The 26,036-nt window shown below is 44.8% G+C and carries 27 protein-coding genes; 18 read left to right on the forward strand and 9 right to left on the reverse strand.

The window, feature by feature from the left end:
• Positions 1-94: 94 nt before the first annotated feature.
• From mnmL to AC59GT_RS02160, 3 genes are all read left to right on the forward strand, one after another.
• Positions 95-1,045, forward strand: coding sequence for a tRNA modification radical SAM protein MnmL/YtqA (gene mnmL / locus AC59GT_RS02150; protein ID WP_497236113.1), 951 nt, complete (start codon positions 95-97; stop codon positions 1,043-1,045).
• A 235-nt stretch (positions 1,046-1,280) separates the two neighbouring features.
• Positions 1,281-2,381 (forward strand): DNA replication/repair protein RecF, encoded by a 1,101-nt coding sequence (recF, locus tag AC59GT_RS02155; RefSeq protein ID WP_497236114.1) that lies wholly within the window; start codon positions 1,281-1,283, stop codon positions 2,379-2,381.
• Positions 2,374-2,664, forward strand: a complete 291-nt coding sequence (locus AC59GT_RS02160) for a DciA family protein (RefSeq protein ID WP_117384520.1) — start codon at positions 2,374-2,376, stop codon at positions 2,662-2,664. The genes recF and AC59GT_RS02160 overlap by 8 nt, the downstream gene beginning before the upstream one ends.
• Position 2,665: 1 nt before the next feature.
• Here the strand turns inward: AC59GT_RS02160 and AC59GT_RS02165 are convergent, their stop codons facing one another.
• Positions 2,666-2,863 carry a hypothetical protein gene (locus tag AC59GT_RS02165; RefSeq protein WP_497236115.1) on the reverse strand — a complete coding sequence of 66 codons (198 nt, stop codon included), beginning with the start codon at positions 2,861-2,863 and terminating at the stop codon, positions 2,666-2,668.
• A gap of 131 nt (positions 2,864-2,994) precedes the next feature.
• Complete coding sequence (locus tag AC59GT_RS02170; protein WP_497236116.1) at positions 2,995-3,414, reverse strand: nucleoside-diphosphate kinase; 420 nt, start codon at positions 3,412-3,414, stop codon at positions 2,995-2,997.
• Positions 3,415-3,534: 120 nt separating this feature from the next.
• Between AC59GT_RS02170 and AC59GT_RS02175 the strand changes: the two genes are divergently transcribed.
• Genes AC59GT_RS02175 through AC59GT_RS02195 form a run of 5 tightly spaced genes read left to right on the forward strand, consistent with a single transcriptional unit; the run spans position 3,535 to position 8,414 of the window.
• Complete coding sequence (locus AC59GT_RS02175; protein WP_497236117.1) at positions 3,535-4,545, forward strand: DHH family phosphoesterase; 1,011 nt, start codon at positions 3,535-3,537, stop codon at positions 4,543-4,545.
• 8 nt (positions 4,546-4,553) lie between these two features.
• Positions 4,554-5,528: an FKBP-type peptidyl-prolyl cis-trans isomerase gene (locus AC59GT_RS02180; RefSeq protein ID WP_497236118.1), complete on the forward strand. Its 975-nt coding sequence runs from the start codon at positions 4,554-4,556 to the stop codon at positions 5,526-5,528.
• 44 nt (positions 5,529-5,572) lie between these two features.
• Entirely contained in the window at positions 5,573-6,556 is a 984-nt protein-coding gene (locus tag AC59GT_RS02185) for an FKBP-type peptidyl-prolyl cis-trans isomerase (protein WP_497236119.1), read from the forward strand.
• 46 nt (positions 6,557-6,602) lie between these two features.
• Entirely contained in the window at positions 6,603-7,370 is a 768-nt protein-coding gene (locus AC59GT_RS02190; protein WP_497236120.1) for a TatD family hydrolase, read from the forward strand.
• 24 nt (positions 7,371-7,394) lie between these two features.
• A complete protein-coding gene (locus AC59GT_RS02195; protein ID WP_497236121.1) occupies positions 7,395-8,414 on the forward strand; it encodes an asparaginase in 1,020 nt (339 codons plus the stop codon).
• Positions 8,415-8,681: 267 nt separating this feature from the next.
• Here the strand turns inward: AC59GT_RS02195 and AC59GT_RS02200 are convergent, their stop codons facing one another.
• A complete protein-coding gene (locus AC59GT_RS02200; protein ID WP_497236122.1) occupies positions 8,682-9,017 on the reverse strand; it encodes a DUF1569 domain-containing protein in 336 nt (111 codons plus the stop codon).
• Between the two features lie 453 nt (positions 9,018-9,470).
• Between AC59GT_RS02200 and AC59GT_RS02205 the strand changes: the two genes are divergently transcribed.
• Both AC59GT_RS02205 and AC59GT_RS02210 read left to right on the forward strand, forming a co-directional pair.
• Positions 9,471-9,605: a hypothetical protein gene (locus AC59GT_RS02205; RefSeq protein ID WP_497236123.1), complete on the forward strand. Its 135-nt coding sequence runs from the start codon at positions 9,471-9,473 to the stop codon at positions 9,603-9,605.
• Between the two features lie 23 nt (positions 9,606-9,628).
• The gene (locus AC59GT_RS02210; RefSeq protein WP_497236124.1) at positions 9,629-9,901 is read left to right on the forward strand and encodes a hypothetical protein; all 273 of its coding nucleotides are present in this window, start codon (positions 9,629-9,631) and stop codon (positions 9,899-9,901) included.
• Positions 9,902-9,955: 54 nt separating this feature from the next.
• Here the strand turns inward: AC59GT_RS02210 and AC59GT_RS02215 are convergent, their stop codons facing one another.
• Positions 9,956-10,315 (reverse strand): hypothetical protein, encoded by a 360-nt coding sequence (locus AC59GT_RS02215; protein ID WP_497236125.1) that lies wholly within the window; start codon positions 10,313-10,315, stop codon positions 9,956-9,958.
• Entirely contained in the window at positions 10,305-12,242 is a 1,938-nt protein-coding gene (locus AC59GT_RS02220; protein ID WP_497236126.1) for a hypothetical protein, read from the reverse strand. Before AC59GT_RS02220 ends, AC59GT_RS02215 begins: the two co-directional genes overlap by 11 nt.
• Before the next feature lie 220 nt (positions 12,243-12,462).
• Between AC59GT_RS02220 and AC59GT_RS02225 the strand changes: the two genes are divergently transcribed.
• Positions 12,463-13,758 (forward strand): esterase-like activity of phytase family protein, encoded by a 1,296-nt coding sequence (locus AC59GT_RS02225; RefSeq protein WP_497236127.1) that lies wholly within the window; start codon positions 12,463-12,465, stop codon positions 13,756-13,758.
• Between the two features lie 124 nt (positions 13,759-13,882).
• Here the strand turns inward: AC59GT_RS02225 and AC59GT_RS02230 are convergent, their stop codons facing one another.
• Positions 13,883-14,605 (reverse strand): LytR/AlgR family response regulator transcription factor, encoded by a 723-nt coding sequence (locus AC59GT_RS02230; RefSeq protein ID WP_497236128.1) that lies wholly within the window; start codon positions 14,603-14,605, stop codon positions 13,883-13,885.
• Positions 14,602-15,621, reverse strand: coding sequence for a sensor histidine kinase (locus AC59GT_RS02235; RefSeq protein ID WP_497236129.1), 1,020 nt, complete (start codon positions 15,619-15,621; stop codon positions 14,602-14,604). Before AC59GT_RS02235 ends, AC59GT_RS02230 begins: the two co-directional genes overlap by 4 nt.
• Positions 15,622-15,862: 241 nt before the next feature.
• Between AC59GT_RS02235 and AC59GT_RS02240 the strand changes: the two genes are divergently transcribed.
• The 6 genes from AC59GT_RS02240 (at position 15,863) to AC59GT_RS02265 (ending at position 21,546) form a co-directional block, all read left to right on the forward strand.
• The gene (locus AC59GT_RS02240) at positions 15,863-16,672 is read left to right on the forward strand and encodes a DUF3108 domain-containing protein (protein ID WP_497236130.1); all 810 of its coding nucleotides are present in this window, start codon (positions 15,863-15,865) and stop codon (positions 16,670-16,672) included.
• Between the two features lie 116 nt (positions 16,673-16,788).
• Positions 16,789-17,379, forward strand: coding sequence for a hypothetical protein (locus AC59GT_RS02245; protein ID WP_497236131.1), 591 nt, complete (start codon positions 16,789-16,791; stop codon positions 17,377-17,379).
• 155 nt (positions 17,380-17,534) lie between these two features.
• The gene (locus AC59GT_RS02250; protein WP_497236132.1) at positions 17,535-18,749 is read left to right on the forward strand and encodes an acyltransferase family protein; all 1,215 of its coding nucleotides are present in this window, start codon (positions 17,535-17,537) and stop codon (positions 18,747-18,749) included.
• Between the two features lie 24 nt (positions 18,750-18,773).
• Positions 18,774-20,111 carry an acetylxylan esterase gene (locus AC59GT_RS02255; protein ID WP_497236133.1) on the forward strand — a complete coding sequence of 446 codons (1,338 nt, stop codon included), beginning with the start codon at positions 18,774-18,776 and terminating at the stop codon, positions 20,109-20,111.
• A 10-nt stretch (positions 20,112-20,121) separates the two neighbouring features.
• Positions 20,122-20,967, forward strand: coding sequence for a hypothetical protein (locus AC59GT_RS02260; protein WP_497236134.1), 846 nt, complete (start codon positions 20,122-20,124; stop codon positions 20,965-20,967).
• Between the two features lie 126 nt (positions 20,968-21,093).
• On the forward strand, positions 21,094-21,546 hold the full coding sequence (locus AC59GT_RS02265; protein WP_497236135.1) for a hypothetical protein: 453 nt from the start codon (positions 21,094-21,096) through the stop codon (positions 21,544-21,546).
• A gap of 509 nt (positions 21,547-22,055) precedes the next feature.
• On the opposite strand, the gene ispF is transcribed toward AC59GT_RS02265, so the two are convergent.
• Together ispF and porV are read right to left on the reverse strand one after the other, a co-directional pair.
• Positions 22,056-22,538, reverse strand: a complete 483-nt coding sequence (ispF, locus tag AC59GT_RS02270) for a 2-C-methyl-D-erythritol 2,4-cyclodiphosphate synthase (RefSeq protein ID WP_497236136.1) — start codon at positions 22,536-22,538, stop codon at positions 22,056-22,058.
• Positions 22,539-22,540: 2 nt separating this feature from the next.
• Entirely contained in the window at positions 22,541-23,731 is a 1,191-nt protein-coding gene (gene porV, locus AC59GT_RS02275) for a type IX secretion system outer membrane channel protein PorV (protein WP_497236137.1), read from the reverse strand.
• A gap of 211 nt (positions 23,732-23,942) precedes the next feature.
• On the opposite strand from porV, the gene AC59GT_RS02280 reads away from it, so the two are divergent.
• Positions 23,943-25,637, forward strand: coding sequence for an SUMF1/EgtB/PvdO family nonheme iron enzyme (locus AC59GT_RS02280; protein WP_497236138.1), 1,695 nt, complete (start codon positions 23,943-23,945; stop codon positions 25,635-25,637).
• Positions 25,638-26,036 lie beyond the last annotated feature (399 nt).

Raw genomic sequence — 26,036 nt, forward strand, 5'->3', positions numbered from 1 at the left:
GTTTTGTGTTACACTCTAACATACAGATAGCAATTTACACGCGGTCAACACTCTAATAGGTACCCGGCCAATCAAAAACCGTATCTTTGCATTAATGCAGCAGAACGACACCATAGCGTCAACCTGGGAGAAAGGTTACAACAACTACGGCCCCTGGCTTAAGGAGAAGTACCCGGGGCACAGGGTATTTAAGGTTATTGTGGATGGCGGTTTTACCTGCCCCAACCGCGATGGCAGCAAGGGCTATGGCGGCTGTACATACTGCAATGTAGATTCGTTTACGCCGTCGGTTAGCCGCAACGCGCCCACTGTTCGCCAGCAAGTGATTGAGGGTATGGAACGTGCCCGCAGGGGGAACAAAGCAGATAAGTTTATTATCTATTTCCAGCCGAATACGAACACCTACGCGCCGGCACATTATCTCAAAATGCTATACGACGAAGCGCTTAGTTATGGCACTGAAGACATAGTAGGCCTGAGTGTTGGCACCCGTCCGGATTGTATAGATGCTGAAAAAATAGCCTTGCTCGAGAGCTATACCGATAGGTTCGACGTGGACCTTGAAATGGGTATGGAGAGCATTTATAACGATACACTTGCCATGATAAACCGTGGCTGCACGCACGACGAACTGGTAAAAGCCCTGGCACTTGTAGAGAACAGCAAACTGGATGTTTGCGTTCACACCATTTTTGGCTTACCGGGCGAGTCGCGCGAAATGATGCTGGCCTATGCCGACGAGATAAACCGTTTTAAGCAGATAAAATTTGTTAAGTTCCACCACCTGCACATTGTAGAAGGCAGTGTGATGGGCGTAAAATATAAACGCGAACCTTTTAAGCTGTTCAGCCTGGAAGAGTACGCTGATTTTCTTTGCGAACTGCTGCCGCTGGTACGTCCGGACATTATCATTCAACGCCTTTTTGGCCTCAGCGATCGTGAATTGCTCATTGCTCCAAACTGGGGGCTTAAAAAAAGCGAGATACAGTACTTTATAGACCAACGCATACTGCAGCGCGGCGTGGTTCAAGGCAGCGCGTTATAGTTTAATCGCCCACGTACTTCGCCGTCGGCCCTCTCTCCGCTGCGCGCAAAGAGAGTGGTAAATTCTATCTTTAAAGCGGGCTAGGCATTCTTCGATATGCTTCCGGCGACTGTTCTATTGGAAATTGCCTCCTTTATCGCAATAATGTAGCCTCAAAATTGATGCCCTAATAACGGAACTCGCAGGGCTATATATTCCTAATCATCATCAACTAAAATAACTAAATTTGTAGCCCATGCATTTGCAGCAGCTATCCTTTTTAAATTTCAAGAACTATACAGAAGCCGGCATCACGCTAAGTGAAGGCGTTAACGCTTTCGTAGGGAATAATGGTGCAGGTAAAACCAATCTGCTGGATGCTGTGCATTATTTGTCGCTCTGCAAAAGTTACTTCAACCCTATAGATAGCCAGCAGATTAAGCAAGGAGCCGACTTCTTTATGATCAACGGCGTTTTTGTAAAAAACGGTCAAAAAGAAGTAGTTGCCTGCAGTATTAAGCGTAATCAGAAGAAGCAGTTCAAGCGCAACAAAAAAGACTATCAGCGGCTGGCGGATCATATTGGCTTACTGCCGCTGGTAATGGTATCGCCGTATGATATAAGCATCATTATAGAAGGGAGCGAAGAGCGGCGTAAGTTTATAGATAACGTAATCTCCCAAACTGATAACCAGTACCTGGATGAGCTGATAGTTTATAATAGGGTGTTGCTTAACCGCAATTCACTGCTGAAACAAATTGCGGATACCGGCCGATACGACCCCGACCTGATGGCTGTGCTTGATGAGCAGCTTGCTTTATCGGGCACGCGGATATTTGAAAAGCGGCGCGGGTTTATGGAAGTGTTCACGCCTATATTTAACCAGCATTACAGCTTTATAAGTAACGGTGCAGAAGAAGTGGAGCTTGTTTATGAATCGCAACTGTTGAAAGACAACTTTAATACCCTGCTTAACCGAAATTTGGAGCGCGACAGGATACTGGAACGTACCACGGCAGGTATCCATAAAGATGATTTGAGCTTTAACATACATGCTCTGCCCATGAAGAAATTCGGATCGCAGGGGCAGCAAAAATCTTTTTTAATCGCGCTTAAACTGGCACAATACACGTTTTTGACACAAAAGAAAGGGTTTAAGCCTTTGCTTTTACTTGATGATATTTTTGACAAGCTTGATGAGGGCCGTGTTACAAAATTAATGCAAATGGTGAGCAACAATGATTTTGGGCAGGTTTTAATAACCGACACCAGCGTAGCGCGAGTGGAGGGTATTTTTAAGTCGATTGACGTTGAGGTGCAGTTATTTAAAGTAGCCGGAGGAAATATTGATGCGTAAGACAAACGACAAATCCATTAAGGAAGCTATTGAGCAGATGCTTAATGTTTACAAGCTAAAGCGCCGGTACGACGAAACAGGAATAACCACTTTGTGGCCAAAGCTGGTTGGGAAAGCGGTTGCCAACCGTACAAAAGAAATTTATATACGTGACAAAAAGCTTTTTGTAAGAATGGAATCGAGCGTAATTAAAAACGAATTGGTTATGATGCGCACTCAAATAATTGCCGGCATTAATGAGGAAGCAAAAACCCAATTGGTGGAGGAAATTATTTTTCTCTAACCTATCTGCGTCCTAAGCGCAAGCGTGAAGATATACCTTTCATGGCATCGTCCATTATACTTGAAAAGGCCAGCAGAAATATGCCCGGGAAAATGAAAGCGAACTGCGCTTCGGGGTGAAAGCGGTATACCTCTAAAGCAAGTGAAAGCAGCACAACTATAATAACAGAGTAGATAGTGTATTTAATTAGCAGCTTCATGATCTTAACTTTATCAGGTAAATAATCGGGTACTTAAGTAAATGTACTAAACTTATTACGAAACCGAAATAAAAGAGCACAAAAAATCCGGTTGCAACAGTAATTACAACCGGATTGAAATATGTTGATTACTAGAACCTTTCGAATCCGTTAAAGAAGAAATTGCCTTCTATTTCAGCATTTTCGTCAGAGTCTGATCCGTGTACAGCATTTGCTTCAATTGATTTGGCAAAAAGGTTACGGATAGTACCTGCATCAGCTTTCGTTGGATCGGTAGCGCCTATTAGTGTACGGAAGTCGGCAATAGCATTTTCTTTCTCAAGAATAGCAGCTACAATAGGACCGGAAGACATAAAAGTTACCAGATCATTAAAAAAGCCGCGTTCCTGGTGCACAGCATAAAATTCGCCTGCCTTTTCTTTTGTAAGAGCGGTATATTTAAGGGCGATAATTTTAAAACCAGCTTTGGTTATTTTATCTAAAATTGCGCCGATATGCCCGTTTGCAACAGCATCAGGCTTTATCATTGTAAATGTTCTGTTCGTTTTCATTTTGTATTTAAAAATTGGTGCAAAAGTAGGCTTTTACATCTGAAACATAAAGCTTTTACGCATAAATAAGCCACTTGTATTTAATTAATTTATTTAGCTTTGCACCTCGTTTTATAATTGATGTTGGATTTAGCCTCGCTTAAAGAACTTTTAGCCCAGCCCCAAAAAATAGTTATCACCACCCATCATAAACCTGATGGAGATGCTATGGGTTCGTCATTAGGATTGTACAACTATCTGGTACAGCTTGGACACCATGCGAAGGTTATTGCCCCTACCGATTACCCCGACTTTTTAAGTTGGATGCCCGGTAACGAAGAGGTAATCATCTATACGGAAAATACCGAAGAGGCAGCGTTACTGGTTGCCGAAGCTGCCATTATTTTTTGCCTTGACTTTAATCACCTCAGCCGCATCAATCAATTGGGCGAACTGGTGGGCGCAAGCAAAGCTTATAAAGTAATGATAGACCATCACCTGGAGCCGCAGGATTTTGATGATTACCGCTGCTGGAACATAAACGCATGTGCTACCGCACAACTGGTTTATGGGTTTATTATTAACGAGCTTGGCCATAAAGAATATATCAACAAAGACGTGGCCAGCTGCCTCTATGCTGGCATTTTAACCGATTCGGCTTCGTTCAGGTTACCAAATACCACTGCAGAGGTGCACCGTATAGTAGCCGACCTGATAGATGCAGGCGCGGTTAACTGGCGCATACATGATCTTATTTATAATAGCTCATCAGAAAACAGGTTGCGCTTCCTGGGCCATTGCCTGGCAAATAAGCTTGAAATACTACCTGAATACAATACTGCCATTATTTACGTTAGTAAAGCCGACATCCAGCGGTTTAACGTAAATACCGGTGACACCGAAGGTATTGTTAATTATGCGCTTTCTATTGCCAGTATAAGGCTCGCTGCTTTCATTGTAGAGCGGACAGATATGGTAAAGCTTTCGCTGCGTTCTAAGGGAGAGTTCCCGGCTAATGAAATATGCAAGAAATATTTCAGCGGCGGCGGTCACCGCAACGCGTCGGGCGGGCAATCAAACAAAAGCCTTGACGAGGTGGTGTCAGAGTTTAAATCAATACTACCAGAATATAAAAAACTATTAATACAGTAAACTTTAAAATGAGAAAAAACTTAGTGATTATAGCGCTTGCTGCCGCTGGCCTGGCAAGCTGTAAAGGCGGATTTAAGCAGGCCGAAGGCGGGTTGCTTTACGATATACATACCGATAAGTCGGGCACCAACATTAAAGCAGGCGACTTTTTAAACGTGAACCTTGTACTTAAAACAGAAGGTGATTCTGTTATTTACAGCACCTACGAGCAAGGCCGTCCATCGCCAAGCGTTATGCCGCCAAATTCTAAAAAAGGTGATATCGCCAGCGGTTTATTGCTGCTGAGCGAAGGCGACAGCGCTACCTTCAAAATGAATATCGATTCGGTATTTAAAAAAGGCCAGCCAAAGCCACCGGGTTTAAAAGGCAAATACCTGGTGTATGATATTAAAGTAGAAAAGGTTATCCCTCGCGGCAGCCTTACTGATGTTGTTTTCCAGGGCAGAATATCTGAGTATATGAAAGGCCAGATTGAAGCAGTTAAGAAAGCTGAACCCGCCAGAATTAAAAAGTATGCAGATGACAATAAGCTTAAGATGCAAACTACAGCATCGGGTTTACAATACCAGATAGACAAGCCGGGATCAGGTCCTAACATTGTTGCCGGCGATACTGCCGTTGTAAATTACACAGGCAAATTGCTTAACGGGAAAATATTCGATACCAGCGTAAAAGAAGATGCTGAGAAACAAGCTAAAGATAGTAAAATGCCGGTTGACCCGCGTCGCCAATACCAGCCAATCCGTATCCCGGTAGGTGAGGGCAAAGTTATTAAAGGCTGGGACGAAGGCTTGCAGCTGCTGAACAAGGGAGCAAAGGCTACTTTTGTTATTCCGTCAGGTCTTGCCTTTGGCGAGCAGGGCGCTCCGCCGATGATTCCGGCTCTTGCGCCAATCACTTTCACGTTAGAAGTGGTAGATATCGTGAAAGCTAATCCTAATGCACCTAAAACAACTGCACCGCAGCCACCTGCGATGAGATAATTAAGAAATGATATACAGCCTCCTGCTTTGCGGGAGGCTTTTTTATGAGCGATAAGATGAAGAAGATTGTTTATACGCTGTTTATAGCAGCTTTTGCAGTTAGTGTGGCTAGCGCACAGGAGACCAAAACGCTGGCCGGCGGTGTACAATGCAAGATTGTAGCAAAAGGTACTGGAGAAAAAGTAAAGCTTAATGATGTGATTACTTTTAATGTTACCCAGCGTACTGATAAAGATTCGCTGCTGTTTAGCACTTATGCGCAGGGTAGCCCGGTAAAAGCGCAGGTGCAGGCATCACGTAACCCAAGCGACCTTATGGAGGTTTTTCAGCTACTGTCTGTACAGGATAGCGCGGTTATTAAAGTGCCGGTAGACAGTGTATTTAAAGGGCATGAAACAGATATCCCTGCTTTCCTGAAAAAAGGTGGTTACATCAATTATACCGTTAAAATTGATAAGGTGCAAAGTCTTAACGATGCCATTGCAGAACGTAATGCGGCTATGGCAAAATACAAAGCTGACGAATTAGCAGTTGGCGATGCATATATAAAAGACCATAAGCTTGCAGTAACACCTACAGCTTCCGGGCTTAAATATGTGGTAACCAAACATGGTGCAGGCATAAAGCCGCTAAGAGGCGACAGCGTTTATGTAAACTATGTAGGCCGTACCGCACGTGGTAAGGTGTTTGATACCAGCATCCAAACAGAGGCGAAAACCGCAGGTATAGAAATGCCCGGCCGCCCTTATGAACCAATCAAGTTTATAGTAGGTGCAGGTAACGTTATTCCCGGCTGGGACGAAGGTTTGCTGCTGCTGAACCAGGGTTCGAAAGCAACATTTGTTATCCCTTCTGACCTGGGTTATGGTGAGAAGGGGGCAGGTGAGGATATCAAACCATTTAACACCCTTGTGTTTGATGTGGAACTTGTAAAGGTTATCCGTGCCAAGAAAGCGGTCGCGGCGCCTGCAAAAGGTGCTGCTAAATCGCCTGTAAGGAAACGACCTGCTGCTAAAAAGAAAAATTGACACTTTAAAAGCCTTCTGCAAACGAAGGCTTTTTTATTTTTGCCTCATGGTGCTTACCGATACGCATACCCATCTGTATTACGAAACCGACGAGAGTAAACGTGCAGCTTTGATGCAGCGTTGTTTTGATGCCGGTGTAAGCAGGCTATTTCTGCCCAATGTAGATAGCGCTTCTATGCCGCTGATGGATGACCTGCTGAAAGCTTATCCCGACAATTGCTACGCGATGATAGGCCTGCACCCATGCTCGGTTAAAGAGAACTGGGAACACGAACTGCTATTGATGCAGCCAGTAATACACAAGCACCAGGTATACGCAATAGGCGAGATAGGTATTGACCTTTATTGGGACAAAACCTTTTTGGATGAGCAGATACAAGCCTTCCGCCTGCAGATAAAATGGGCAAAGCAGCTGCGCCTGCCAATTGTGATACACTGTCGCGACGCTTTTAACGAGGTGTACGAAGTTTTACAGCAGGAGAAGGACGAACTGCTGCGCGGCATATTTCATTGCTTTACAGGCTCACTGGAGCAGGCGCAGAAGATTACTGACCTCGGCTTTTATCTGGGCATAGGTGGCGTGGTAACTTATAAGAACGGCGGACTGGACAAAGTGATACCGGAAATTGATTTAAAGCATATAGTTTTAGAAACTGATTCTCCGTATCTTACACCTGTTCCGTACCGCGGTAAACCTAACGAAAGCTCTTATTTAACGTACATAGCCCAGCGCGTAGCGGGACTAAAAAACACGACCATTGCCGACGTGGCACACATCACTACCGAAAACTCTGTGAAAGTTTTCGGCGTATAACCGTATTAACGATAAACCTGCGTAATGAGCCAAATACTCATCATATATACCGGCGGTACCATAGGCATGATGGCCGACCCGGTTACTAAAGTGCTTATCCCGATCAATTTTGAGCAGATAATGGATAACGTGCCCGAACTGGAGAAACTTAATTGCAAAATTAAGGTACACTCGTTCGAGCAGATCATCGACTCATCCAACATGAACCCTGAGGTGTGGAGCGAACTTGCCGGGCTTATTGAAGCTAATTACGATAGCGTGGACGGCTTCGTTATCCTGCATGGGTCAGACACAATGGCCTTCACCGCATCTGCGCTGAGCTTTATGCTACAGAACCTGTCTAAGCCGGTGGTGTTCACCGGTTCGCAGTTGCCTATAAGCGCTATACGTACTGATGCGAAGGAAAACCTTATGACCGCCATTGAGATTGCCAAGTCAAAAAAGAACGAGCATGCCCGCGTGCCTGAGGTTTGTATCTATTTTGATTATAAATTGTTCCGTGGTAACCGCGCGTTCAAATACAACTCTAGCAAGTTTGAGGCTTTCCGGTCGCCTAATTACCCGATACTTGCCGAGTCCGGTGTGCACCTGCGCTTTAGTGCTAACGACATCCGCCAGCCTGGTGAGGGCCCATTAAAGGTACACAGCAACCTGGTGAGCGACGTAGCAGTGCTGAAGCTTTACCCTGGTATAAGCCCTAAGGTAGTAGAGACCATCCTTAACGCCGACGTGCGCGGTATTGTTATGGAAACCTTCGGTGCGGGAAATACCACTACGGATCAATGGTTTATAGACCTGCTAAAGACCGCCATTGACAACGGCAAGGTAGTGCTGGACATCTCTCAGTGCAAGGTAGGTACCGTAGAACTTGGCCGCTATGAAACTAGCAAGCAACTCAAAGATATTGGCGTAGCTAACGGGTACGACATGACCTACGAGGCTGCGGTTACCAAAATGATGTACCTGTTAGGTGAAATAAACGACCCAAAAGAGGTGAAACGCTGCCTGGAAATGGACCTCCGCGGAGAGCTCACCGAGTCGTAGGAAAAGTGTTCAAGTGTTCAGTGTTTTTTGTGCCGGTGGCAAATTGAACACTTTTTTGCCGCGGGTGCTCTGCGGACAAAAAACGTTTAGATTAGCGCTGAAGTGCAATTTTTTGCAAAAAACGTTGTGTGTATTCTTTAAAAACCACACCAAATTAGCGGGCTATTTTCAAATAAATTTGCAAGTAATAGGGTAAACTACAGGTTAAAATTGGCGTCAATTTTCCAATGTTTTTAATTGCCGATTTGGCTGCATAGACAGGCAACTTTATACGCCAAACTGCCGCAGGTGATGGTCTATATGTTTGTATGCCATTTGGCCGGCCTGCTCGGCGGTGAGCTTGCCAAAGAACGGGTGAACAAAGCCCTTGCCGGGTGTTTGGTCCTGCTGTTGCAGCAGGGCTATCCAGCGCTGCTTTTCGGCTTCCGTGTCCCCGGTGTCTGTAATCCTGAACGACGGTACACTAGGCAAGTTCGGTTTTAACGGCCTGTCGCTTAACATATCTTTCAGCGCTATCCGGCCAAACAACTTGCCCATAAACGATTGCTTATACACCGTTTGGCCCAGTACCATCTCTTCCCACATGCGGCAATGTTTCAGCATTTGGTAGTGAGCCTGTAAAACCACTAGCCAGGCGCACAGGTCTTCGACAAGCTCAGACTGACAGGATCAAACTTGTCATGGTGAGCCTGTCGAACCATTAGCACAGCGTGCAGGTCTTCGACAAGCTCAGACTGACATTACGGTTAAGTTTAGATAATCTGTCATGGTGAGCCCGTCGAACCATTACCCAGGCGTACAGGTCTTCGACAACTCAGACTGACAGGATCAAACTTGTCATGGTGAGCCTGTCGAACCATTGGCCAACGTACAAGTCTTCGACAAGCTCAGACTGACAATGCAAACTTGTCATGGCGAGCCTGTCATTACCCAGGCGTACAAGTCTTCGACAAGCTCAGACTGACAGCACGGTTAAGTTTAGATAATCTGTCCTAGTGAGCCTGCCGAACCATTAGCCCCTTAGCTTGTTATCCAATTACAACATCAACCATCCTCATGACAAAACAAGCCTTTACCTACACTTTAAAGATCTGGCTCACCGCCGTGTGCCTTGGCCCGGTGATGTTCCTGGTGTACGACCAGCTAAGCAGGATGGAAGCTACCGGTTTTGGGGCTGCCCTGGCTTTGTAGGTTTCTCCATGTTCTACGGGTTTATGTTTTCTATACCAAGCTGGCTGGTGCTGTGGTTTTGTGCTGCACAATTTGCCCGGCGGAACATCGCCCCGCCAAAAGGCCGCCTATTGCTTACCTTTATTGCCATTGCGCTTACCATACTGCCGTTTGTGGTGTTGTTTAGCAAACAGGATTCCTCTATACTAAATGTAGTGCTCCCCTGGTCGTTAACTTACGCCGTAATTATTATCGGAGGGATATGGTTGTATAAATATCCTGTGGGTAATCTTGTTAGCAATAGTGGACTGAACTAGAATTTAATGATTGGTTTTTTGTAATGAGACTATGAACTGAGCAAATTGGATCAATCAAGGCTTTTTCTCTAGATGATATTTTTCATTTAATAGCTCAAGTTCTTTAAGTTCTATTTCTCGCCATTTCCTTTTTTCTTTCAGCCATATCTTCAGCCTTTCAGTTTCGTTGCTACTATTGATCTTGTGTATTTCAACATCTGCATTCTTCTTAGATGACCTTGATGTTAAATAAGCGGTTAAAATACTCGTCACTGCTGATGATGCTATAGTGATTAGCGCAACAACCAGAGGTTCTTTTTGATAGCCTTCGTTAGGTCCATATTCTTCATCTACTTGTATTAGGTTGTCATAGTCGTAAAGAATCTGATGAATTGCTTGTAGGTCGTTTTCAGTTCCTGTAATTCTAAATTCCATAAAATTTGGTTAGTAAACGGTATAGTTTGTCTGTTGGAGCTTTTGGATTATTCTTGCAAAATGTTAAAAATGACTCAGTTTGAGCTAGAACAAATTGCTTTTTTTCGATTTCGTCGAATAAACATATAGTAAGTTCATCATTTTTATTTATGATCATTTTGTGCTTAATAATACAAGGTAAAATAAATTCGAAATGATTTATTGCTGAATCAAAATTGATATAGCATAAAAAATAAGGTACCGCTGAAAATGTTTCTTTTATCCAACGTGTCGTTTCCGGAATCACGTTGATTTCACGAGGATCATCATCAAAGCCATAAAAATCTAGTTCAATTCGTCCACACAATGAGGCTTCTGTTTCTCCTTTTTTCTCGATTAAGTAATCTAGGAAATTTTTGAACATATGGCGTTTTTCTTCTTGTTCAAAGTCACCTTTACCAATCGTAATGACATAAATATTTTCACGTTCAAAGTAGTTGAAATGCCGTTTTTTGAAAGATTTTTTAATGTAGAAGTGCCATCTTTCATCAGCCTCGTGCTTGGTTATCTTGTCAATTGTCTTTGTTAAAAGATTGATTTTCCGATGGAAAATAGTTTGAAATAAATCCGGAAACCCGCATGTGTCAAAATTACTTGGAATTGAGTTGTATTTTCTGCAAATCATTAAGGAATAATAGGGACATGTTACGTGATGACAATTAGGAGGGACAATGTCTTGTACTTTGGTAATTAATCCTTGAACTATTTCTTTGAGTTTGATAATTTCTTTTATGTAGGGACCGTAATCTGATCCTAAAGGCCCAGGAGTTGATGAATAGTCGTTGCTTATAACTAAAGTTCCATTTCTGCCTTTCATTTCATTGAAATGGAAGTGAATGGCCATTGGTTCAAATGTTTTTAACAAGTTCTCAAATTTGCCTCTATTAATATCTACTAATTCGGTTAAAAGATTAGGATTTCGGAGTTGTAGGTTGTGGAATTTTTTTGCGTGATATGCAAATGGGTAGTGAAGAAATTCATCTTGCTGTAATGCAAAGTCGATGAGTTTAGTAATTCCATTGTGTCTAAGTACCTTATTAGGCAAGTCATGTACATAAGTGTCGTTGTAAGGGTCAATTTCATATTCCCCAAGTACACTTTCAAGTTTTTTCAGGAAAAAGTCAAGTAAGAATTCAGATGAATATAATTTATAATCTCTAAAATTAAGATTAGCAAAAGACACGATGTTGCAAAATGCTCCAATCGGTTCAGTAGTAGTAAAAGCAACCTGAACAAAGATTGGCAACAAATCAAAGACAAATTCTTTTGTGAATCTACTAACTAGAAATTTATATAACCTTCTATAGCATTTATTAGCAGGATTTAATACATACTTATGGAAGTCTTCAGCTGTATTATCAGGAAATGAAACCTTATACTGAAAAACTGTTGTGCAGTCCTCCAAAAGATCATTTAAACTAAAAATGGTATTTGACAGTGACTCATCACTAAAACTTTTAACATAAATGCCATTGTTGTCAGTCCAATATAATTCAAATTTCTGCGACAGATAAACAAAGTTTGCTTTAAAAGGGCCGTTTAATCCAATATGATCTAATTTAAAGCTACTCTCATTATTGTTCTTAATGAGAGTACGAACTTGATTTAAGTTGTCAAATTCGAGCCAGTTAACATAAAATAAAAAAGGATAAAACAACCCTTGTAAATAGTGGTGGAATTCATGTATCAATAAAGCTTCTATGTTAGAATCTCTTTGGAAGAGTTGTGCGATTTGAGTTCTTACCAGTTGTTGTCTCATGTGAGTTGAGTTTTCAACTCTTTCGAAAAAAATATTTAATTGTTCGGTTTCCTCTGTAGATAAGGGAGAATTTCTATTTATATGAATAACTCGAAGAGCTGTATCAATGTATGAAAAGTAGTTTTGCATCAACCAGAATATTTTAATACAATATACCTATTTATGGTACTCTGTACTGCTGTCCAGAAAGTAAAGATCTCAATTGCAATTAAAGTGGCCACTTACTTTTCAGAAGCTTCTAACACGCTCAACTTACCTGACTCTCGCCCACCCATCATTTATCAATCCCTTAACACCCAATTTACACGCGGACGCTTCATTTGCGGTTTAAACATTTTTGCTTAACCCGATGAAGAAAATTTTACTAAGTGCTTGTGTGCTTTCGCTGGCGGTTGCCGGTTGCAACAAGGACCACCAGGTGGTAGTAGATACCCCTTTTACTTACCCTGATATGGCCGAAGTTGCGGACCCTGCGCTGCTGATGACCACGGCCGAAGGTGTTAAGGTTTACAACGGCGGTTACGGCTCGGCCCTTGCTGCCGACCCAAAGGACCCTGCCGTTTTTTACCTGCTTACAGACCGCGGCCCCAATGTTGCCGGCACTACCAAAAACTCCATTATTATTGGTAAGCCCGATTTTGCACCGGCCATAGGTAAGTTCAGGCTTAAGGATGGGAAGCTGGTACAGGAACAGGTTATTGAATTTAAGAACGCGTCTGGCGGCAAACTAAATGGCCTGCCGAACCCGGCGGGCGGTGGCGCTACGGGCGAAATTCCTTATGACCTTACCGGCGCGGCCCTGCAGCCAAGTGCAGATGGTATCGATTCGGAAGGCCTTGTACTGGCAAGCGACGGCACCTTTTGGGTGAGCGATGAGTACGGTCCGCACATAGTTCACTTTGATGCTACCGGCAAAACTATTGAGCGTATTAACCCGTTTGGCAGCGGCCCAGGCGGCCGTAAGCTGCCCCTGGTATTTGCAAAACGCCGCCCTAATCGCGGCATGGAAGGCCTCACCATTACGCCCGACGGTAAAACGCTGGTTGGCATAATGCAATCGCCAATGTACAACCCGGTACAGGCATCGGCCTCTAATTCTGTTGTGCTGCGCATACTTACGTTTGATATTGCCACAGGAGCTACCAAACAATATGTTTACCTGATGGAAGACCCGGGCCTTACCGGCTGCAGCGAGATACTGGCCGTTAACGCAACTACTTTCCTGACTATAGAGCGCGATGGCGATTACGGTGGTGCACCAACCAGCCCGGCTACATTTAAAAAGATATTTAAGGTTGACCTTACCGGTGCCACCGACGTAAGCGACCCGAACAATAGCGAGAACGGTAAACTTTTCGGCGGCAAAACTATTGAGGAACTTAAAGACAATGCGGGTATAACCGCTGCCGGCATTGTGCCCGTGAAGAAAACCCTGGTGCTGGACCTGTTAAAGGACCTGCCAACCGTTTACCCGCATGACAAAGCCGAGGGCATTACCTTGCTTCCGGGCAACATACTAGTCATCTCAAACGACGACGACTTTGGCGTTGTAGATGACAAGCATAATAAATTCACGCAGAAGATATTGCCATCCACCAACACGGTAGACCGCAACCGCATCTATTTTAAAAAGATAAACTTGTAACAGCATACCGCTGCTAAAGTAAAGGCCCTTGTAGTTAACTGCAGGGGCTTTTTTGTTGGTGCTTACTTTCGGGTCATTAACGGGTCGTATAGGTCTTCGAAAAGCAAAGCTAAAAAGCAGATCATCAAAACAGCCGTTTATTGATCACCGCCATGAACCCCTCGCGGAACTTTTCGGAGATGGGGATCTGCTTGCTGCCGGTGTGGATGTGGTTGTCCTGCACTTTGCTGAGCAATTGGGTGTTTACAATGTAGGAGTTATGTACACGCACAAAAGGGTGGGCCAGCTGGCTTTCTATGTCCTTCAGCCGGCGGTACACCAGCAACTCTTCGGCAGAGGTAACCAGGCGAACGTATTCCTTTTCGCCCTCAAAGTACAGTATGTCATTCAGCAATACGCGGCGCAGGGTTTTACCGGTTTTTACAAAAAAGTACCCGGCGTCGGGCTCTGCGGCAGTTGGCGATGGGAGTGGCGCGGTAACAGGCAACTGAGCGAATGTGGCTTCTATCTTTTGGGTGGCTGCCACAAAGCGCTTAAGGGTGATTGGTTTTAGCAGGTAGTCTATAGTTTGGTAGGTGTAGCTTTCCGCAGCGTGTTCGGCATAGGCTGTAGTAAACACAATCCTGGTCTCGCGCGGCAGCAATGCGGCCAGTTCCATCCCGGTAAGGTGCGGCATGTTTATATCCAGGAACAGGAAGTCGACGGTGTTCTTCTTCAGGAAATCCATTGCTTCCAGCGCGTTGTAGCATTTGCCCAGCAACTGCCAATGCGTGGTTTGCGCTATCAGCATTTCCAGCAGGCTTACGGCATTTGGCTCGTCATCTATAATAAGGCACCTGAGGTTCATGCTATAGGTATGTTTAAGCTGGCGGTATAAATATCGGCATTTTTTTGGGTGATCAGTTCAAAGTCGGTGCCGTACAAAAGCGCGAGTCTGTGGCGCAGGTTGGCTATACCAAAACCCGATGCAGCGGTAAGGGCAGGTTGCCTGGGCAGGGTATTTTCGGCAGTAAAGGTAAGTCGCCCGTCAGCCTCAGTCAGCACCAGGCTAATATGGTTTTGTGGGCTGCTCTTATCAATACCGTGCTTAAAAATGTTTTCTACAAAGGTCATGAGCAGCATAGGCGGGATAGCGAGGGCGGTATTGTAGTTTTTGGTGAAGCTGATATCTACCGGGTAACGAATGCGTATCTTTTCCAGCGCGATGTAGTTGTCGATGAATTGCACTTCGCTGGCTATGGAAACGAGTTGTTTGGGGCTCTCATCAACAAAATAGCGCATAATGTCGCTCAGGCGTTCTATTAATGCAGCCGTACGCGGCGCTTCTTTATAGGCTTCGTAATAAATGTTGTTAAGCGTATTAAACAGGAAGTGCGGCTGCACCTGCGATTTCAGCAGGTTGAGCTCGGCATGGGTACGCTGGGCTATGATCTCGTCCTGCTGCTTTTTCAGCGTGAAATAAGCCAGCGCAATGCGGAACACAAAGCTGAAAAGGAAGATAACCACGCCGCCGGTAACCACGCTAAAGATGATCTTAGCCGTTATTGGCTCCCGCTTCATGGCAAAAAAGCTGTTGTAAATGGTAAAGGTAACCAGCCCGCGCACCACACCAACCGCCACCAGGAAAAGTATAGCGGCAAAAACATAAGCCACTATATGCCCGCGCTGATACAGTTTAGGAAACAGCCAGCTGATGTTACCGTAAACAATGATGGCGTAAAAACCGGTTGTCAGCATGGCATAGGCAAAAGCTTGTACGGGGCTGTCGTTCTGCAGCAGCGTAAGCATAATGACAACCAAGAAGAAGACCCATGCCATCCACTGCATTTGTACGATGCTGAGCTTTCCGCCAAACCATTTCATGCCTAAAAGTACAAAGGATTTCTTACGGAGGATGCCGGTTTAAACATCGCTGGCAAAATATTCAACCAATACCGCTTTCTGTTAAACGGATGCCCGAATTAGCGCTGTAGATACAATAACAAGCGATTGTTGAAGCTGAGCGCCAATCTGCTAAATACTTTGCACCTGTGGTTGAACTTACTTTGAGGCATAGCAATGTCGCGGCACATTTGCCTGCAAATAAAATTAAATCATAACCATCATGAAAGCAAACTGCACCTTACCACTAATAGCCGCGCTGCTGGCGGCGCTGTTCCTGTCCTCTACACCCCAGGTTGCCTCGGCACAGGTTGATACCATCGGCCTTAAAGACAAACGCCTTAATACCGCTACGCTGAAACCCGGTATGCGTCAGTACCTGGTTTATTTTCAGAACCCGGCCAGCCCCAAAGTTCTGCGATTTTGGCTGTGGCTGCGCGACACCCGGATAACCACCCGCGACGGGCAAAAGGTATTTGCCACTACGCAGCACTGGTACGGCGGCGATACCATCAGCTACCGCACCGGGTACTCCGTTAACAAGGTAAGCGATTTCTCGCCGGTATATCACTCGGAAACGGTGGCAGGCAAAAACAAGTCCTTCAATTGGAGCAATAGTGGCATTTCCGGTGCCGACACCGTTGCGGGTAATACTCAAAAGGACATGAAGATGGAATTTACGTCGCCATGCTACAACTGGAACCTGGACATAGAAACGTTTGAGATGCTGCCGCTCGCCGCGGGCAAAACATTCGCCATCAACTTTTACGACGCAGGTTTTGGCAAGCCGGAGTACATCATCTATAAAGTTACCGGCAGCGAAGTGATAACAACGCTGGATAATCAAAAGGTAGACTGCTGGAAACTCTTTAACGAAAGCGACAATGGTGGCCGCCATGCTACCGAGACATTCTGGATCAGCAAAAAGAACCATGAATTTATAAAAGAAGAAGACGCTTTTGGCGGCATGCGCCGCTACAAAGTAAAGCTACCTGCAGCCGCGCCAAACCTGCTGGTAAATCTGGCGAAGTAAGATCATATTAGTACTTGTAAAACTTTCTTAAAGGGACGGGCTATTTACCCGTCCCTCTTTTGCTTGCATGTTGCGGAGAACAAAACTGGTATTGTAATGTATTAACAACAACCAATATGCACAGCAAAAAGAAAGCGAAAGCACCCAAGCCTGAACCCTTTGAAAAGCTTTACGCTTTACCACCCTGGCGCGGCAGGTTCCTTGGTTTTATGCTCATGCTGGTAGGGTTAACATTTACTTTTATGAACATCAGCTTCAGCGATTCCTGGTGGGATAACGTTCAAACGGTGCTGATCGATTTCAGAGCTTGGGACTCCTTTTTTCTATCACTTATAATGCTGCTGTTCAAGGCAGGCCTTACTGCTGCCGGGTTCTTTTACTTCAAGTACGCCACGGGTGTTGTGCGCGCCAAAATTGATCAAAAGGGTTTTTACTACCAAACCATCCCAAAAGGCAACAAGTATGATATGATGGCTATTGATCTTAATAAGCTCAGCTACATTTCGTACGGGCAGATAAAAGATATCTGCTATCGCAAGTCCTGGTTAACCGGCGGGCATATCGACATGGAAACAGACGAAGGCAAGGTTACCCTGGTAGCACTGGATGCACTTCGCGATGCAGACAAGCAGGATATTGTAACAACCATCAAAGCAATGCTAAGCTTAAAGCAGCAGCCGGCTGCCAGTGGTACAAAGCATTCGTAACAAACCCTGCCTCAATAGCTTCCTTAGCGTCATGGAATAAGCTTCCCAGGACCTTACAAACCCTACACAGTTTCGGAATACTTGTCCTGGTGGCTTAAATTTTGCACATCTTACGCAATAAATTATCTTAGGCACACCAATAATAAGTTAAAGTTTTGTCGCAAAAACCTCTTCTTAACTATATACCGGCACTTACCGGCGTACGCGCACTGGCTGCATACCTGGTTTTCATTTCGCACTACGCTTACGCCTTTGATGAAAATTTTCCTCAAGCCGTGCAACGATTTCTAAACGAGTTCCACATTGGCGTTACCATTTTCTTTGTGCTTTCGGGGTTTTTAATTGCTTTCAGATATTTTAATACTTTTCAGCTTACGGGCGACTGGTTTAAACAGTACCTTAAAAATAGGGTTGCGCGTATTTATCCAATGTACTTCCTGCTTACGCTGGCGGCTTTTGTGGCCTACTACTTTACCCATGATCAAAAAGTTACCAATGGCTTTGCCAACCCGATAGGATTGTTCTTTATGCACATCACCTTTGTGCGCGGCTTTTTTGATCAGCTTAAGTTTACCGGCATTGCACAGGGCTGGAGCCTCACCGTAGAAGAGCTATTTTACTTTTCAGCCCCGTTTATTTTCTTTTTCGCGCAGAAGTATAAAAAGTTCTATATACAGCCCATCATTATAACGGGTGTTGGTGCTATACTGGTGCTTATCTTCCGTAACGTAAACTGGTACGGGTTCTTTGGTAATTTTACTTTCATGATGCTGTACACCTTCCTGGGGCGTTGCTTTGAGTTCTTTGTGGGGATACAACTGGCGCTTATTGTGCGCAAGAAACAGCTGGATGGCTCGCAAAAGAACAACGCCACTTACGCAGGCTTTATTATGATATTTGTATGTGTATGGTTCATGAGCACGCTGCCTATACCAAAGGGCGAAGTTGCTGGCCTGCACAATCCGCTGGGTATTATTACCAACAACTATCTGTTGTCTACCAGTATTGCTATATTCTTTTACGGATTGCTTACCGAGACCACTATCTTGAAAAAAATCCTCTCTAACAAGTTTGTAGAACTGCTGGGCAAAAGCTCATACATATTTTACCTTATCCATTTAGGGTGGATGTACGATCTTCTGCACAGCAGCTTTAACACCTGGAACGACAAAGCTTTTGAACTTTACGATAAATGGGGGGTAGACTGGGTTTCACCTTTCCAGTACGACAGCTTGAATGTGCTGTATGCTTTCATCATCCTTAATGGCGTGTCAATATTATTATTCAGGCTGATTGAGGAACCGCTGAACCATTACATTCGTAAATCAGATTTTTTAATTAAGAACAAACAGCGTACTACATCCGTATAACAGGAGCTTTAACCATACATCTAAATGCGATTACTACAAGGCTTTAAATTTTTCATATTCACCATAAGCATTTTGCTGGCCGGTTATAGCAGCGCCTCCGCACAGGACGAAGAAAAAAGCGAGGGGGAGGTTTTTGTCGAGGTTAAACCCGGCAACAAGGACGCCATTTTTAAGGGCAACGACCAGATAGATTTTAGACTGAAAGTAAAGAGCACCTACGCCACCGCGCAGGATGGCAAACTTACCTACAATGTACTTACCGATGATTTTAAACAACTAAGCACCGCATCAGTACCGGTGCACCTTACAAAAAATTCGTCGGAAACGTATAGCGTTACCCTGCCTAAACGCGTTCCTGGTTTCTATCGCGTACACTTTATGCTCAACCTTACCGAGTACGATGATACTGTTAAACGTGTGTTCGGTATTGACCCCGAGAAGATAAAAACAATCCTTTACAAACCGGTGGATTTTGATGCTTTCTGGAAAGGTACTATTGATACGCTTAAAAGCATAAAACCGGAGTTTAAAGCAACTGAAGATAAAAAACGCTCTACCAAAGACAAGGTGGTTTACCTGTGCGAGATGAAATCGTGGGAAGGTGTTACCATCCGCGGCTGGCTTACCGTACCTAAGGGTGGCAAGAACTGGCCGGTACTTTACCGTGTGCCGGGCTACACAATTGAAATGAAGCCCGACTATGACAAGGAGGACTTTGCTGTATTTACCATTAACGTACGCGGTAACGGCAACAGCCGGGATGTGATAGCCCCCGACTATAAGCAGTATAACCTGGTAAATATAGAAAGCCGCGACAAATACATTTACCGCGGCGCTTACATGGACTGCCTGCGCGGGATGGACTTTTTAGTGGCCAACGCAGAAAAGCTGAGGCTTAATGCCGATAAGATTGTGGTTGAGGGTGGCAGCCAGGGTGGCGCCCTGGTGGTGTTTACGGCAGCTATGGATAAGCGTGTAAAGTTGTGCACTTTCCAGGTGCCGTTGTATGCCGATATGCACGACAGCTATGCAATTGGCAGCTCGTACCCGGTAGATACCTGGCCGACGCTGGTTTTTCATGATTATATTAAAAAGCACCCGGGCTTTACTAAAGAAAAGTTGCTGAAGGTGTGGGATTATTACGATCCGCAGAACTTTGCCGACCAGGTAAAGTGCAAAGCTTTGATGGGCATTGGTTTGCTTGATGAATTTTGCCCGCCGCGTTGCAGCTTTGGCATGTACAACAAGTTTCCTAATAGCGGCAAAGAGTATTTTGTCGTGGCCGACAAAGCCCATGAAGTTAATTTTACCTACTTTACATTTCAATATTATTGGCTGAAAGAAGATTTCCGGATGCCGTAACCGAATACCTATGAAAAGAATTTCTACTACGCTTTTATTGCTGATGTTGATAGTGGCGAGCGGGCAACGGGCTTTTGCCGGCTGGCCGGTGGGCAAGTACCGCAATATTGTGGTGCCATCCTTTAACTATTACACATCTAAAGATACTTACAACGCGCAGGGCAAAAAAGTAAAGGGCGCCCCGGGTACTTACTTTAACTCTTTTGCTTACGGTGTATACTTTGCACATGGCCTTACCCGCCGGCTGGACCTTATTGTTAACGTGCTGGCACCAAATCAAATATCTAACTCCGCAACCGACGCCGGCAACTTATACCAGGAAGCCTTTGGTCTGGGCGATATGCAAGTTGGTCTAAGCTATGCATTAGTGAATTTTGATTATAAAGCATACTTCTCGGTACAGGTATCAGGCATTGTGCCGTTGTACAAAAACGAGGATACAGGGCTCGATCTGGGTTACGGTTCCTACGGTTCCGAAGTTAAGTTTATGTATACAGGTGGTTTCAACGGCAACTTCTTAAAAGGGTGCTATTACAATGTGGAGACGGGTTACCGTCGGTATTTCGACCACCAGGGACCAAACGTAATCCTGTATTCCGCATTATTGGGTGTACCGCTTAACAAGCGCAATCAGGTAAGTTTTGAAATAGGTGGGCAAAATTCTTCCAGCTCTAATAAAACCTTTAACGCCAACCTAAGCGTTAACCGCGATTTTGCTTTTACCAAGGGTTCCATCAACTACGGTCACACGTTTAGTCGCCGGCTGTCACTGTTCGCCAACGGCTTTTATACCTTTATGGGCCGTAACTCGGGCGTAGGCTACGGCGGTGCGCTGCAAGCGGTGGTGAAGATCTGATCTTCTGATTACCGAGCAGTTGTAAACTCTTGGAAAATAGCACAAGTACTCCGCCCACAGCACTACGCTGCATACTTGCGCTAGCAACGGGGCTAGTAAAAAAATTCCTGGTTTTGTAAACATATTATGAAGACATTTTTCATACTACTGCTGCCAGCTCTGCTTTTATGCAGTAAACAAACTTTATCTCAACAGATAAAGGAAAAAAGACATGTTAAAATGATAGCGTTTTTAGTTGCCCAAAAACAATTGAAAACTGTGGGTGATACGAGCAACCTTGCAACATTAGAAGGCTATATGTTTGATCGTGTTATCGCGACATTTGGCAACAAGGTGAATAAAGCAACTTTATATATTTTTGGTTCTAATTCGGCACATGGAAAACATTATGTTGCTTTAGAAGATGGAAAGGAAATCGCTTTATTACCGACTAAATATATGCCCGATGAAATTCAATCCGTTTTAGACTTCTTTAAACGCAACCACGCGACAAACAAAGCCATGTTAAAAGTCCTGCCAACTATTGCAGAGTCTTATCAACATAATGCGATTTCCTATAAATCTAAACTGGAGAACTGATTTAACTTGCTTTTGTTACTAAATTCCCCCCTTGCTGGCGCAAGTATGCAGCGTGGGGCAAAAGCATGGTGTACTTGTGCCTCTCGCACTATACAGTTATTAAATTTGGTACAATTAATATTAACGAGTAGTTGTAAACTCTTAAAAATAGCACAAGTACTCCGCTCACAGCACCGCGCTGCATACTTGCGCTAGCGAGGTAGTGGTTTGACAGGCTCACCATGACAGTTCATTATCCTGTCGCCGCCCTGTCAGTCTGAGCTTGCCGAAGACTTGTACGCCCTGCTTGTGGTTCGAAAGGCTAACCATGACAAGTTCATTATCCTGTCGCCGCCCGCCAGCCTAAACTTGTTTAAGACTTGTACGCCCTGCTAATGGTTCGACAGGCTCACCATGACAGTTCATTATCCTGTCGCCTCCGTGTCAGTCTGAGCTTGTCAAAAACTTGTACGCACTGGCAGTGGTTCGACAGGCTCACTATGAAAAGTTCATTATCAGAAGAAAAACTCTTACGGCCGCTCTATCAGGCACACGGCATACGCTACAACACCTTCTTCGCGGCCTATAAAGCCTAATTGCTCGTTAGTGGTGGCCTTTATAGAAATGTCTTCTTCGCTGATGCCGGCAGCTTTGGCAATGTGGCCTTTCATGGCCGGTATGTGTGGATTGATCTTAGGTGCTTCAAGGCAAACCATCGCATCTATATTGCCTATTTGCCAGTTCTTTTCGGCCAGCAGTTCAACCACATGCTGCAGCAATACCAGGCTGCTGATGCCTTTCCACCGGTTATCAGTGTTTGAAAAATGAAAACCTATATCGCGCAGGTTGGCCGCGCCTAAAAGCGCGTCGCATATGGCATGCAGCAGTACATCAGCATCTGAGTGGCCGTAGGCACCCGCGTGGTGGTCAAGCGTTACGCCACCTAAAACAAAAGGGTGCTGTTCTCTTAACTGGTGAACATCAAACCCGAAACCAACTTTAATTTTAGCCATTATTATTGAGGAGAACCCGCGCTGCTTTTGCCGGCATTACCGGTGCCGCCAAAGCTTGCAGATAAAGTGAACCGAAGGGTATTAGCCAGCGGGCTGTTTTGCTGGCTTGCTGCCAGGTAAGAAAAATCAAAAGTAAAAACGTCGTACTTTAAACCAACACCAAGCGTGGCATAATGTCTGCCGCCTTTGGCCGGGTTTTCGTAAAAGTAGCCCGCACGTATGGCCACCATTTCGTTGTACCAATACTCCGCTCCGGGAGAGAAAGATATTTCTTTAAGTTCTTCGCTGAAGCCGCCCGGTGCATCTCCAAAGGATTGGAATATGCCCGCCGGTACCGATACATTATCATCATGGCCAGAAATGATTTTGCCATCTGCATCCCGGATGGGAGGCGTTGGCACCAAAAGTTTATTAATATCAAAAGCCAGCGTAAACTTGCTCAATCCATTTAGTCGCCAAGTATTGGCAACACCCAGTTTTAAATTGGTTGGCAGGAAGTATTTGGTCCCGCCGTCGCTGTAAGAGATTTTGGAACCAATATTAGAGATGTGCGCACCGAAAGCAAAAGTAGAGCTATCGCCGTAGTTTTTACTGTAGAACATGGATACACCGGCTGATACCGCATTGCCTGGTCCGTTTTGCGCGGTGCTGCCACCTGAAGCAAATGATCCGCTGGAAAAATTGGAGTGTATGTAACGTAGGGTTAAACCCAGGGAAAGATTGTTGCCAAACTTACGGGCAAAGGAACCATCTAAAGCCAATTCGTTTGGCTTGTAGGTGCCCTGGTCGTTCTGGTTATCATCAATCAGTTGTATCGATCCCAGATTGAAATATCTTAATGATGCGCCAAAAGTATTGCGGTCATCTATTTTATGGGCGTAACTTAAATAAGCCAGGCTAACATCCGGCACAAGGTGCCTTAACCACGGGCTGTAAGACAACGAAATGTCGTTGTTGCTTTCTAAAAAGGCAAGCTTAGCGGGGTTCCAGTAATTAGCATTTACATCCGGAGAAATGGCCACGCCTGCATCACCCATAGCCCCCGAACGGGAGTCGGGACTGATGTTAAGAAAAGGCACCGCAGTTGAAATAGCATTGGCATTGCTTCCGTTGGTAGAAGTTTGCGCTGCAGCCACACCCGGTAGAGCAAGTAAAATAAACAACAGGAACTTGTTCGTATAAATACACTTCATTGGGTGCAATTTAGCTCTAAAATTCAAATTAATAAAACCTCAGGGGCAGCCTTTCCGGCTGCTGAAACCAATATTACATTAAAATAATGTAACTAGCCGTATAATTTATACGTTTAACCACCACTACAGGTTCTGTTATTAATATCGCCTGTGATTAGGATATTTTGTATTGATTTTGTTAAATTTACCTCCAAATAGATTTTTGTATAGTATGAAAGCACTTTTTACTAATACTGCTTTGGTGTTGTTGGGTTTAGGCACATTGCTGAGCAGCTGCAGTAAACGTCAGCAATCGCAAAAGACGGGCCTTGCCTATAACGACCGTACAAACGGCGGTTATTTGCGTTTTAAACAAGCGCATCCAACCCCGGGACCCGGCCTGGTTCCTATTGAAGGTGGCACTTTTGTACTTGGCGGCAGTGCCGACCAGGATGTTACTTACGATTACAATAACGTACGGCGCAGGGTTACTGTACCATCTTTTTATATGGACGAAACCGAGGTAAGCAACCAGGATTGGCTGGATTACCTGCACTGGATAAACATTACTTTTCCTGAAGATGGCGAATTATATTACAATGCTTTGCCTGATACACTGGTATGGCGTAAACCACTATCCTATAACGAGCCCTATGTAGATAACTACCTGCGTCACCCGGCTTTTCAGGATTACCCGGTTGTAGGTGTAAGCTGGGACCAGGCACAGGACTACTGCGTATGGCGTACTGACCGTACCAACGAGAATATACTGCGCGAAAAAGGCATCATGACCACCTGGAAAGATGCAACTAAAGGCGGTGGAGCAGGTGCTGCTGGCGGCGGCCAGACACGTAATGCACAAGGAGCGGCAACTGCAGGTACTACTGCGCAAGCTGGCGGTAAGCAACCATTTAATACAGATATTTACCTGAACGGCCAGATAACAGGCGCAGGAGTTGACGGCAAGAACAGGCCGGTTGACCTGAGCAAAGGCGGCAAAGCACGCAGGCCGGTACGTATGGAAGATGGTATACTTAAACAAGGGTACCGTTTGCCATCTGAAGCCGAGTGGGAGTACGCAGCGCTGTCACTAGCCGGTAATACCGAATTTGAAAACATAAACGACGGTAAGGTTTACCCGTGGAACGGCCTTGGCGTACGTTCTCCAAACCGCAAAACCCGTGGTTTAATACTGGCCAACTTTAAACGCGGCGCGGGCGACAACGCCGGTGTTGGCGGCGGACTGAACGATAAGGCGGATATTACCGCACCTGTACGTTCGTACGAGCCGAACGATTTCGGCCTGTATAACATGGCCGGTAACGTAAACGAGTGGGTGGCCGATACCTATCGTCAAACATCGTTTGAGGAGGTAGAAGATTTTAACCCTTTCCGTGGTAACGAGTTTACCACCAAGCGCCTAGCCGACCCAACAAAGGGTTTGTATGCAAAAGATAAATACGGTCGCCCTATTAAGGATCCTGCAAGATCAAACAAAAAGCTGAAGTACAGCGATATGATAGCACAGCAGAACGCGGCTAACAATGCAGCGGCTGCCGGTACCATACCGTCAACAGGCGCAACGCAGCCTGCAGGTAACAATGCACCAACTACGCCAAACACTATCAAATATAGCGGCAGAGCTTATAACCCCGATTTCCGTGGCGAGAACGACTCGGTTAACACTGTGCTTTATGGTACCACTACTTTGGTGAACGACCATTCGAAGATATTCAAAGGCGGATCATGGAATGACCTGGCTTACTGGATGAACCCTGCGGCACGCCGCTTTATGGACGAGGATGAATCAAGTGCCGAAGTTGGTTTCCGTTGCGCCATGACCATGGTAGGTGCCCCAGAGATACACCCCGAAGGTAAACCTCACCTGCCTGTTAAAAAAGCAAGAAAATACAGCGCTAAACAATAACGCGATTACAACGATAATCAAAAGCCGCTCTAACCACGAGCGGCTTTTTTTGTGCGGTATGTTTTCGCGGATGTGCTAATCCAGACTGTATCACGAACCCTAAATTGCCCAAAAAGTGTAACATCGCTCCAAAAACTGTAACATGAGTTTGTACTAGGTGATTGTTTTACAGCTAAATGAATGTTTTTTGGGGTGAAAAAGTGTATCAGGTGTAACACCTTCTTGTGATACAGTAAGGCCAAGGCAATAGCAAGTGCCGGAAAGCTTGAGTGTTTTCGAACGATGAAGTCCCTACTAAGCGGTTGTGGCTGTAACTTGTTAATATTCAAGCAAGTGTTAACAAATAAATCATAGGATATTTACGTTTATAAAATAGTTAATCGCTTATTTTTATAGACC

Source organism: Mucilaginibacter sp. 320_HR (assembly GCF_059691875.1).

Excerpts from the sequence above, each read along its gene's own strand:
- mnmL (WP_497236113.1), top strand. The coding sequence starts at position 95 with ATGCAGCAGAACGACACCATAGCGTCAACCTGGGAGAAAGGTTACAAC.
- recF (WP_497236114.1), top strand. The coding sequence starts at position 1,281 with ATGCATTTGCAGCAGCTATCCTTTTTAAATTTCAAGAACTATACAGAA.
- AC59GT_RS02160 (WP_117384520.1), top strand. The coding sequence starts at position 2,374 with ATGCGTAAGACAAACGACAAATCCATTAAGGAAGCTATTGAGCAGATG.
- AC59GT_RS02165 (WP_497236115.1), bottom strand. The coding sequence starts at position 2,863 with ATGAAGCTGCTAATTAAATACACTATCTACTCTGTTATTATAGTTGTG.
- AC59GT_RS02170 (WP_497236116.1), bottom strand. The coding sequence starts at position 3,414 with ATGAAAACGAACAGAACATTTACAATGATAAAGCCTGATGCTGTTGCA.
- AC59GT_RS02175 (WP_497236117.1), top strand. The coding sequence starts at position 3,535 with ATGTTGGATTTAGCCTCGCTTAAAGAACTTTTAGCCCAGCCCCAAAAA.
- AC59GT_RS02180 (WP_497236118.1), top strand. The coding sequence starts at position 4,554 with ATGAGAAAAAACTTAGTGATTATAGCGCTTGCTGCCGCTGGCCTGGCA.
- AC59GT_RS02185 (WP_497236119.1), top strand. The coding sequence starts at position 5,573 with ATGAGCGATAAGATGAAGAAGATTGTTTATACGCTGTTTATAGCAGCT.
- AC59GT_RS02190 (WP_497236120.1), top strand. The coding sequence starts at position 6,603 with ATGGTGCTTACCGATACGCATACCCATCTGTATTACGAAACCGACGAG.
- AC59GT_RS02195 (WP_497236121.1), top strand. The coding sequence starts at position 7,395 with ATGAGCCAAATACTCATCATATATACCGGCGGTACCATAGGCATGATG.
- AC59GT_RS02200 (WP_497236122.1), bottom strand. The coding sequence starts at position 9,017 with ATGCTGAAACATTGCCGCATGTGGGAAGAGATGGTACTGGGCCAAACG.
- AC59GT_RS02205 (WP_497236123.1), top strand. The coding sequence starts at position 9,471 with ATGACAAAACAAGCCTTTACCTACACTTTAAAGATCTGGCTCACCGCC.
- AC59GT_RS02210 (WP_497236124.1), top strand. The coding sequence starts at position 9,629 with ATGTTTTCTATACCAAGCTGGCTGGTGCTGTGGTTTTGTGCTGCACAA.
- AC59GT_RS02215 (WP_497236125.1), bottom strand. The coding sequence starts at position 10,315 with ATGGAATTTAGAATTACAGGAACTGAAAACGACCTACAAGCAATTCAT.
- AC59GT_RS02220 (WP_497236126.1), bottom strand. The coding sequence starts at position 12,242 with ATGCAAAACTACTTTTCATACATTGATACAGCTCTTCGAGTTATTCAT.
- AC59GT_RS02225 (WP_497236127.1), top strand. The coding sequence starts at position 12,463 with ATGAAGAAAATTTTACTAAGTGCTTGTGTGCTTTCGCTGGCGGTTGCC.
- AC59GT_RS02230 (WP_497236128.1), bottom strand. The coding sequence starts at position 14,605 with ATGAACCTCAGGTGCCTTATTATAGATGACGAGCCAAATGCCGTAAGC.
- AC59GT_RS02235 (WP_497236129.1), bottom strand. The coding sequence starts at position 15,621 with ATGAAATGGTTTGGCGGAAAGCTCAGCATCGTACAAATGCAGTGGATG.
- AC59GT_RS02240 (WP_497236130.1), top strand. The coding sequence starts at position 15,863 with ATGAAAGCAAACTGCACCTTACCACTAATAGCCGCGCTGCTGGCGGCG.
- AC59GT_RS02245 (WP_497236131.1), top strand. The coding sequence starts at position 16,789 with ATGCACAGCAAAAAGAAAGCGAAAGCACCCAAGCCTGAACCCTTTGAA.
- AC59GT_RS02255 (WP_497236133.1), top strand. The coding sequence starts at position 18,774 with ATGCGATTACTACAAGGCTTTAAATTTTTCATATTCACCATAAGCATT.
- AC59GT_RS02260 (WP_497236134.1), top strand. The coding sequence starts at position 20,122 with ATGAAAAGAATTTCTACTACGCTTTTATTGCTGATGTTGATAGTGGCG.
- AC59GT_RS02265 (WP_497236135.1), top strand. The coding sequence starts at position 21,094 with ATGAAGACATTTTTCATACTACTGCTGCCAGCTCTGCTTTTATGCAGT.
- ispF (WP_497236136.1), bottom strand. The coding sequence starts at position 22,538 with ATGGCTAAAATTAAAGTTGGTTTCGGGTTTGATGTTCACCAGTTAAGA.
- porV (WP_497236137.1), bottom strand. The coding sequence starts at position 23,731 with ATGAAGTGTATTTATACGAACAAGTTCCTGTTGTTTATTTTACTTGCT.
- AC59GT_RS02280 (WP_497236138.1), top strand. The coding sequence starts at position 23,943 with ATGAAAGCACTTTTTACTAATACTGCTTTGGTGTTGTTGGGTTTAGGC.